The sequence below is a fragment of the Streptomyces sp. MA5143a genome (assembly GCF_900290235.1).
In the GTDB taxonomy this organism is placed as follows: Bacteria; Actinomycetota; Actinomycetes; order Streptomycetales; family Streptomycetaceae; genus Streptomyces.
In genome coordinates, this window is sequence record NZ_OLMK01000011.1 from 166,498 (window position 1) to 172,497 (window position 6,000).

The 6,000-nt window shown below is 72.5% G+C and carries 5 protein-coding genes; 3 read left to right on the forward strand and 2 right to left on the reverse strand.

The annotated features are described in order from the left end of the window. Window positions 1-42: 42 nt before the first annotated feature. Complete coding sequence (locus SMA5143A_RS42915; protein WP_167738834.1) at window positions 43-216, forward strand: hypothetical protein; 174 nt, start codon at window positions 43-45, stop codon at window positions 214-216. 53 nt (window positions 217-269) lie between these two features. Continuing rightward, window positions 270-752, forward strand: a complete 483-nt coding sequence (locus SMA5143A_RS06155) for a GNAT family N-acetyltransferase (RefSeq protein ID WP_107461892.1) — start codon at window positions 270-272, stop codon at window positions 750-752. 32 nt (window positions 753-784) lie between these two features. Here the strand turns inward: SMA5143A_RS06155 and SMA5143A_RS06160 are convergent, their stop codons facing one another. Then, window positions 785-2,131 carry an amidase gene (locus tag SMA5143A_RS06160; protein ID WP_107461893.1) on the reverse strand — a complete coding sequence of 449 codons (1,347 nt, stop codon included), beginning with the start codon at window positions 2,129-2,131 and terminating at the stop codon, window positions 785-787. Window positions 2,132-2,293: 162 nt separating this feature from the next. Beyond that, complete coding sequence (locus SMA5143A_RS06165; protein ID WP_107461894.1) at window positions 2,294-3,718, reverse strand: lipase maturation factor family protein; 1,425 nt, start codon at window positions 3,716-3,718, stop codon at window positions 2,294-2,296. Window positions 3,719-3,848: 130 nt separating this feature from the next. Here SMA5143A_RS06165 and SMA5143A_RS06170 point away from each other — a divergent pair, with 130 nt between their 5' ends. Next, window positions 3,849-5,930, forward strand: coding sequence for a SpoIIE family protein phosphatase (locus tag SMA5143A_RS06170; protein ID WP_107461895.1), 2,082 nt, complete (start codon window positions 3,849-3,851; stop codon window positions 5,928-5,930). The last annotated feature ends 70 nt before the right edge of the window (window positions 5,931-6,000 follow it).

Here is a 6,000-nt window from a genome sequence, read left to right on the forward strand (position 1 = left end):
GGCCGACGTCCCGAGGGTGACCCGACACATAAGGAGTGCGCGGTGACACCAGAGAAGACGAATCGCGATCAGCGCCCCAAGGAACGCACCGAAGGCGCCGGCCGGACGAAGAAGGAACTCGGCAGCCTCGACGTGTGGGCCAGGTCCGCCCCCATCCGGCTCGCGGGCTACGAGGACGACCTCGCCGAGCCCCACATCCTGCCCAGCGTGGACTGACCCCTCGGCGCCCTCGCGATCGCCGTCTGCATGGGCGTGCCAGACTCACGCCCATGCAGATCAGAGAAGCCACCGCCGAGGACTGGCCGCGGATCTGGCCGTTCTGGCACCGCGTAGTCGCCGCCGGCGAGACGTATACCTGGGACCCGGACACCTCCGAGGAAGCCGCCCGCGCCCTGTGGATGGCCCCCGCCAAGCGTGTGTTCGTCATCGAGGACGGCACCGGGGCGGTCGTCGGCTCCGCCTTCCTCACCCCCAACTACGGTGGTCCCGCCGCCCGGATCGCCAACGCCGGCTTCATGGTCGATCCCGAGCACGGCGGCCGGGGCATCGGCCGCGCCCTCGCCGAGCACGTCCTGGCGGCGGCCAAGGCCGACGGCTACCGGGGCATGGTCTTCAACGCCGTCGTCGAGACCAACCCGGCCGTCCGTCTGTGGACCTCCCTCGGGTTCACCGTCCTGGGCACCGTGCCCGACGCCTTCGAGCACCCTCGGGACGGCAGAGTCGGGCTGCACGTCATGTACCGGGCCCTCTAGGGGCTGTCGTCCGGAGGCCGCCTCGGCCCCCGTCAGTCGAGCGGGGCCGTTCGCCGCCACGGGTGCGACTCCTGCAACTGCTCCGCCACGGCGAGGAGTTCGAGCTCGGAGCCGGGGCGGCCCACCAGCTGCACCGCGCAGGGGGCGCCCGACGGCAGCGTCCCGAACGGCACCGACATCGCCGGCCAGCCCGTCAGGTTCCACGGCGGGGTGAGCGGCGAGTAGTTCGTGTTCACCAGCAGATTGCGCAGCCACCCCCGCTCGTGCCAGGGCGCGGCGGCCGGCCCGCGCCGGGCGAGCGCCGGGGTGAGCAGCACCTCGTGCTCGGCGAAGAACGGCTCCATCCGCCGGCGCAGTTGCTCGCGGCGGTCGCCCGCCCGGACGCCTTTCACGAAGCGGCGCCCCACCGCGGCGTGCACCCGGGTGCGCCGGGTCAGCAGCGCCGGGTCGAGACCCTCGGCGTCCACCGCCGTTCCCGCCGTCCAGTGCGCCAGCGACGTCGTGCCCAGCCAGAGCGGATACGGCGGATCGGCGCGCCGCACCCGGTGGCCCGCCCCGGCCAGCGCCTGTGCCGCCCGCCGCGCGGCATCGGCGTACGGGCGCGTCACGGTCACCCCGACCAGGGGGCTGCGCACGGAGAGGGCGATGCCGCGGGACGAGGAGGAGGGGGCCGGTTCGCCGGGGTCCGTGCCCGCGAGGACCCGGAACATCAGCCGGGCGTCCTCGACGGTCGTCGCGAGCGGGCCGTTCTCCGACATGCCGAACCAGTCGCCGTGCCCGATGTCCGCGGGGACGACACCGAAGCCCGGCTTCAGCCCTACGAGGCCGCAGTTGGCGGCCGGTATGCGCAGCGAGCCCATCCCGTCGTTGCCGAGCGCGATCGGCACCAGGCCGGCGGCGACCGCCGCGGCGCTCCCGCCGGACGAGCCACCGGTGGTGCGGGTGAGGTCCCAGGGATTGCGGGCGGTGCCGTGCACCCCGTCGGTCGTACCGAAGACGCACAGCTCGGGCACGTTGGTCAGGCCCACGACCACCGCGCCCGCCGCGCGCAGCCGGGCCACCGTCACATGGTCCTCGTCGGCCGGGTCGTCCGGTGTCGCCGCCGACCCGTTGCGTGTGGCCTCGCCCCGCACGGCGAGGTTGTCCTTGACCGCCACCGGGACCCCGGCCAGCGGCAGTCCGTCCAGATCGGCGCGGGCCGCCACCTCGTCCGCCTCGGCCAGGGCCGCCTCCGCGCGGACGGTACGGAACGCGCCGATCCGCCCGTCCAGCGACGCGATCCGCGCGAGATGCTCCGCCACCACCTCGCGCGGAGTCACCCGCTTCTCCTGTACGGCGGCGGCGATCTCGGCGGCGGTCCGGCCGACCCAGCTGGTCACGGGGGCTCCTTGTCGATCTGGTGTGCGTGGGAGCACTGTGCCCCCTGGGGTGGCGCCGCGTCGAGAGCCATGACCAGGGACCTGCATATCCGGGTGACGCGCACGCGGCAGCCCGCGCGGCTCGCCGAGTTCGGCCGCCACCGGTCGCGGCCGTGACCGGCCCTACCGGTCCCGGACCGTCGGCACGGCCAGCCGTGTCGGCGGCATGAACTCCCGTACGTATGTCCGCTCCCAGCAGGCACCCGTCGCCCGCAGCTCCCGCCACGTCGTGTAGCGGTAGCGGAAGAGACGGGCGCGGACGAAGCGCGGCGGGGCGCCGGCGGGGAAGGGGGACCGGCGCAGCAGCCTCAGGGTGTCGCGGTCGTTCTCCAGGAGGCGTTCCACCAGGCCGCCGAACCAGGGGTGCGCGTACGCCGGGGAGAGCGCCGCGAACCACATCAGCCAGTCCAGCCGCAGGTGATACGGGGCGAACTGGCGGGGCCAGCGACGGGGGTCACCCGGCTTGCCCCGGAACTCGTACTCCAGCCAGCCCGCGTCCTCGCGCGGCACCTCGTCCGCCGTCCCCTCCACGACCACCTCGTACCGGACGCGGCTGACACTGCCGAAGGCCCCGTAGGTGTTGACCAGGTGCAGCGGGTCGAAGGAGCGGTTCATCACCTGGCGGCGGGAGACCATGTTGCGCACCGGGTGGTAGCTGAGCCAGAGGACCAGCGCGCTCATGGCGAGGACGACGATCTCGTACCACAGGGGTGAGCCCGGGGCGTCGGGCGCACCGGTGCCGAGGTCGACCGCCGACAGGGCCAGCACGATGGTGATCCAGTTCAGCCAGCTGAAGTTGCCGGACAGCACCAGCCACAGCTGGGTCAGGACCATCAGCGAGGCGGCGGCCGTCGCCACCGGCTGCGGGGCGAACAGCAGGAACGGGACGACCAGCTGGGTGACGTGGTTGGCGGCCACCTCGACCCGGTGGAGCGGCTTCGGCAGGTGGTGGAAGAACCAGCTCAGCGGGCCGGGCATCGGCTGCGTCTCGTGGTGGTGGTCGAGGCAGGTCAGCTTCCGCCAGCACTCGTCGCCGCGCATCTTGATCAGGCCCGCGCCGAACTCCACCCGGAACAGCACCCAGCGCAGCAGGAACAGTACGACGATCGGCGGCGCCACCTCGTCGTTGCCCAGGAACACCGCGAGGAAGCCGACCTCCAGGAGCAGCGACTCCCAGCCGAACGAGTACCAGGTCTGGCCCACGTTCACGATCGACAGGTACATCACCCACGGCACCAGCCACAGCAGCATGCCGCCCCACAGGGGCAGCAGCGAGTCGACCCCGGCGACGAGCGCCGCCGACACCGCGCAGCCCGCCCACGCCCACACGGCGAAGAACCGGTCCGAGTAATGGAGGTGGAACACGCTGGGTGACCGCCGCCAGGGCGTCCACGCGACGAAACGGGGGATCGGCAGCATCCCCCGCTCCCCGAGCAGCGCCCGGAACTGCAGGGCCGCCCCCAGAAAGGCCACCAGGTAGATCACGGCGAGGGAGCGCTGGAAGAGCAGCCGGCCGAGCCAGTAATCGGATGCGGTGAACCAGTCCATGGCTGTCGCGCTCCTGGGTCGCGCGCCGGAAGCAGGGGCGGTACCGACACTAGTGATCGGATCCGGAGGGCTGAAACAGGACAGCCCGTCCCCACTCGAATAATCGGGCAAACCCTGGCAAAGTGGCCACATGGTTGATCGGGGAGCGAGTGAGCTGCCGCTGCCGGACGATTGGCTCGCCCACCCGGACCCCGTCCTGGCGCTCAATCTCATGGGCAGCTTCGACTGGGACCTCGACGCCGGCGTGATGCACATGGACGCCACGGCCCACGAGGTCTTCGACCTGCGCCCCGACGAATACGACGGCCGCCCCGAGAGCCTGACCGTCCGGGTCCCCCCGGTGGAGGGCCGCAAGCTCGACACCCTGGTGTCCCAGGCCCTCAAGGACGGCAGCGAGAACTACGGCGCCTACTTCCGCATCCGGACGCGCGACGGGACCCTCCGCTGGACCCACACCCAGGGCTACATCCGCCGCGACGAGACCGGCCGCCCGTACCGGGTCATCGGCATCGTCCGTGACGCCACCCGCGAACTGCGGGAGATCAGCGCCCGCACGGAGCAGGCGACCCTGGACGAGGCCCGCCGCAGACGCACCGACGTCGTCCAGGTCATCACCGCCGCCCTGGCCCACGCCCGCACCGTCCAGGACGTGATCGACGTCCTGGAGGACACCGACGGCATCACCCACCTCGGCGCGACCAGCCTCGTCATGGGCCTCGTCGAGGCCGGCCGCATCCGCATGATCGCCGCCGGCCCCCGGGCCAGCTATGTACCCGGCACCCGGATCACCCGCCTCGACGTGAAGTACCCGATGAACGAGGTCGTACGGAGCCTCGCACCGCACTTCATCGAGTCACCGGAGGAGTTCGCCGAGTCGTACCCGCTGCTCTGGCCGCACATCACCGACCTCCAGATCACCTCGGCCGCCTATCTGCCCCTGATCGTGCAGGCCCGGCCCATCGGCGCCATGGGGCTGCTCTACAACGACCGCAGGGGCTTCACCGGCGAGGAGCGCGACGTCCTCGTGGCGCTCGGCAGCAGCATCGCCCAGAGCCTTCAGCGGGCCATGTTCTACGAGGGGGAGAAGGACCTCGCCGAAGGCCTCCAGCAGGCCATGCTGCCCCGGTCCATCCCCAGCGTGCCCGGCGCCGACATCGCCGTCCGCTACCGGGCCGCGTCGTTCGGCGGGTCCCTCGGCCGGGACATCGGCGGCGACTGGTACGACCTCGTCCCCCTGCCCGGCGGCCGCGTCGGCGCGGTCATCGGCGACGTCCAGGGCCACGACACCCACGCCGCCGCCGTCATGGGCCAGCTGCGCATCGTCCTCAAGGCGTACGCCACCGAGGGCCACACCCCGGCCACCGTGATGTCCCGCGCCTCCGCCTTCCTCCACGAACTCGACACCGACCGCTTCGCCACGTGCCTGTACGCGGAGGCCGACCTGTCCACCGGAGTGGTCCAGGTCGTCCGGGCCGGACACATCGACCCCCTCATCCGGGCGCCCGACGGCGGCTGCCGCCGGGTCACCGTCGACGGCGGCCTGCCGCTCGGGCTGTCGGCCGAGTTCGGGGGCCTGGAGTACCCCGTGAGCACGATCGAGCTGGACCCCGGCGACACCTTGCTGCTCTGCACGGACGGCCTCATCGAACAGCCCGGCGCCGACCTCGACGACGGCATGCGCACGTTGCAGACGCTGATCACCACCGGCCCTGACGACGTCGACGACCTCGCCGACCGGCTCATCGACGTGGCGGAGGAACGCGGGGGAGACGACGACGTGGCCCTGCTCCTGCTGCGCCGCCGCAGCCGCAGCGCGGAGCAGCCCGGCGGGCGGCTCCAGCAGCATGTCGCCCCCGGCGACCCGGAGGCGCTCACCGAGGCCCGGCACATGATCGGGGCGGCCGTCCGCACATGGGGCGCGCGGGAGCGGGCCGACGAGATCGAACTCGTCGCCGACGAGCTGATCACCAACGCGCTCATGCACACGGAGGGCTCCGCGATCGTGACGCTCCGGGCGCTGACCGGCACGGAATGGCGACTGCGGGTGGAGGTGGAGGACTCCTCCAGCGCGCTGCCGCGGCGTCGGGAGGCGGGGGAGTCGGGTGTCTCGGGGCGGGGGCTGCTGCTGGTGGACCGGCTGACGGATGTGTGGGGGGTGGAGGCGCGGGGCGGGGGGAAGTGCGTGTGGTGCGAGTTCTTGTTCGCCCAGTAGCTCGGGGGTGCGCGTTCGTATGGCGGGTGCGGGTGGGTGGGGGTTGCTCGCGCAGTTCCCCGCGCCCCTG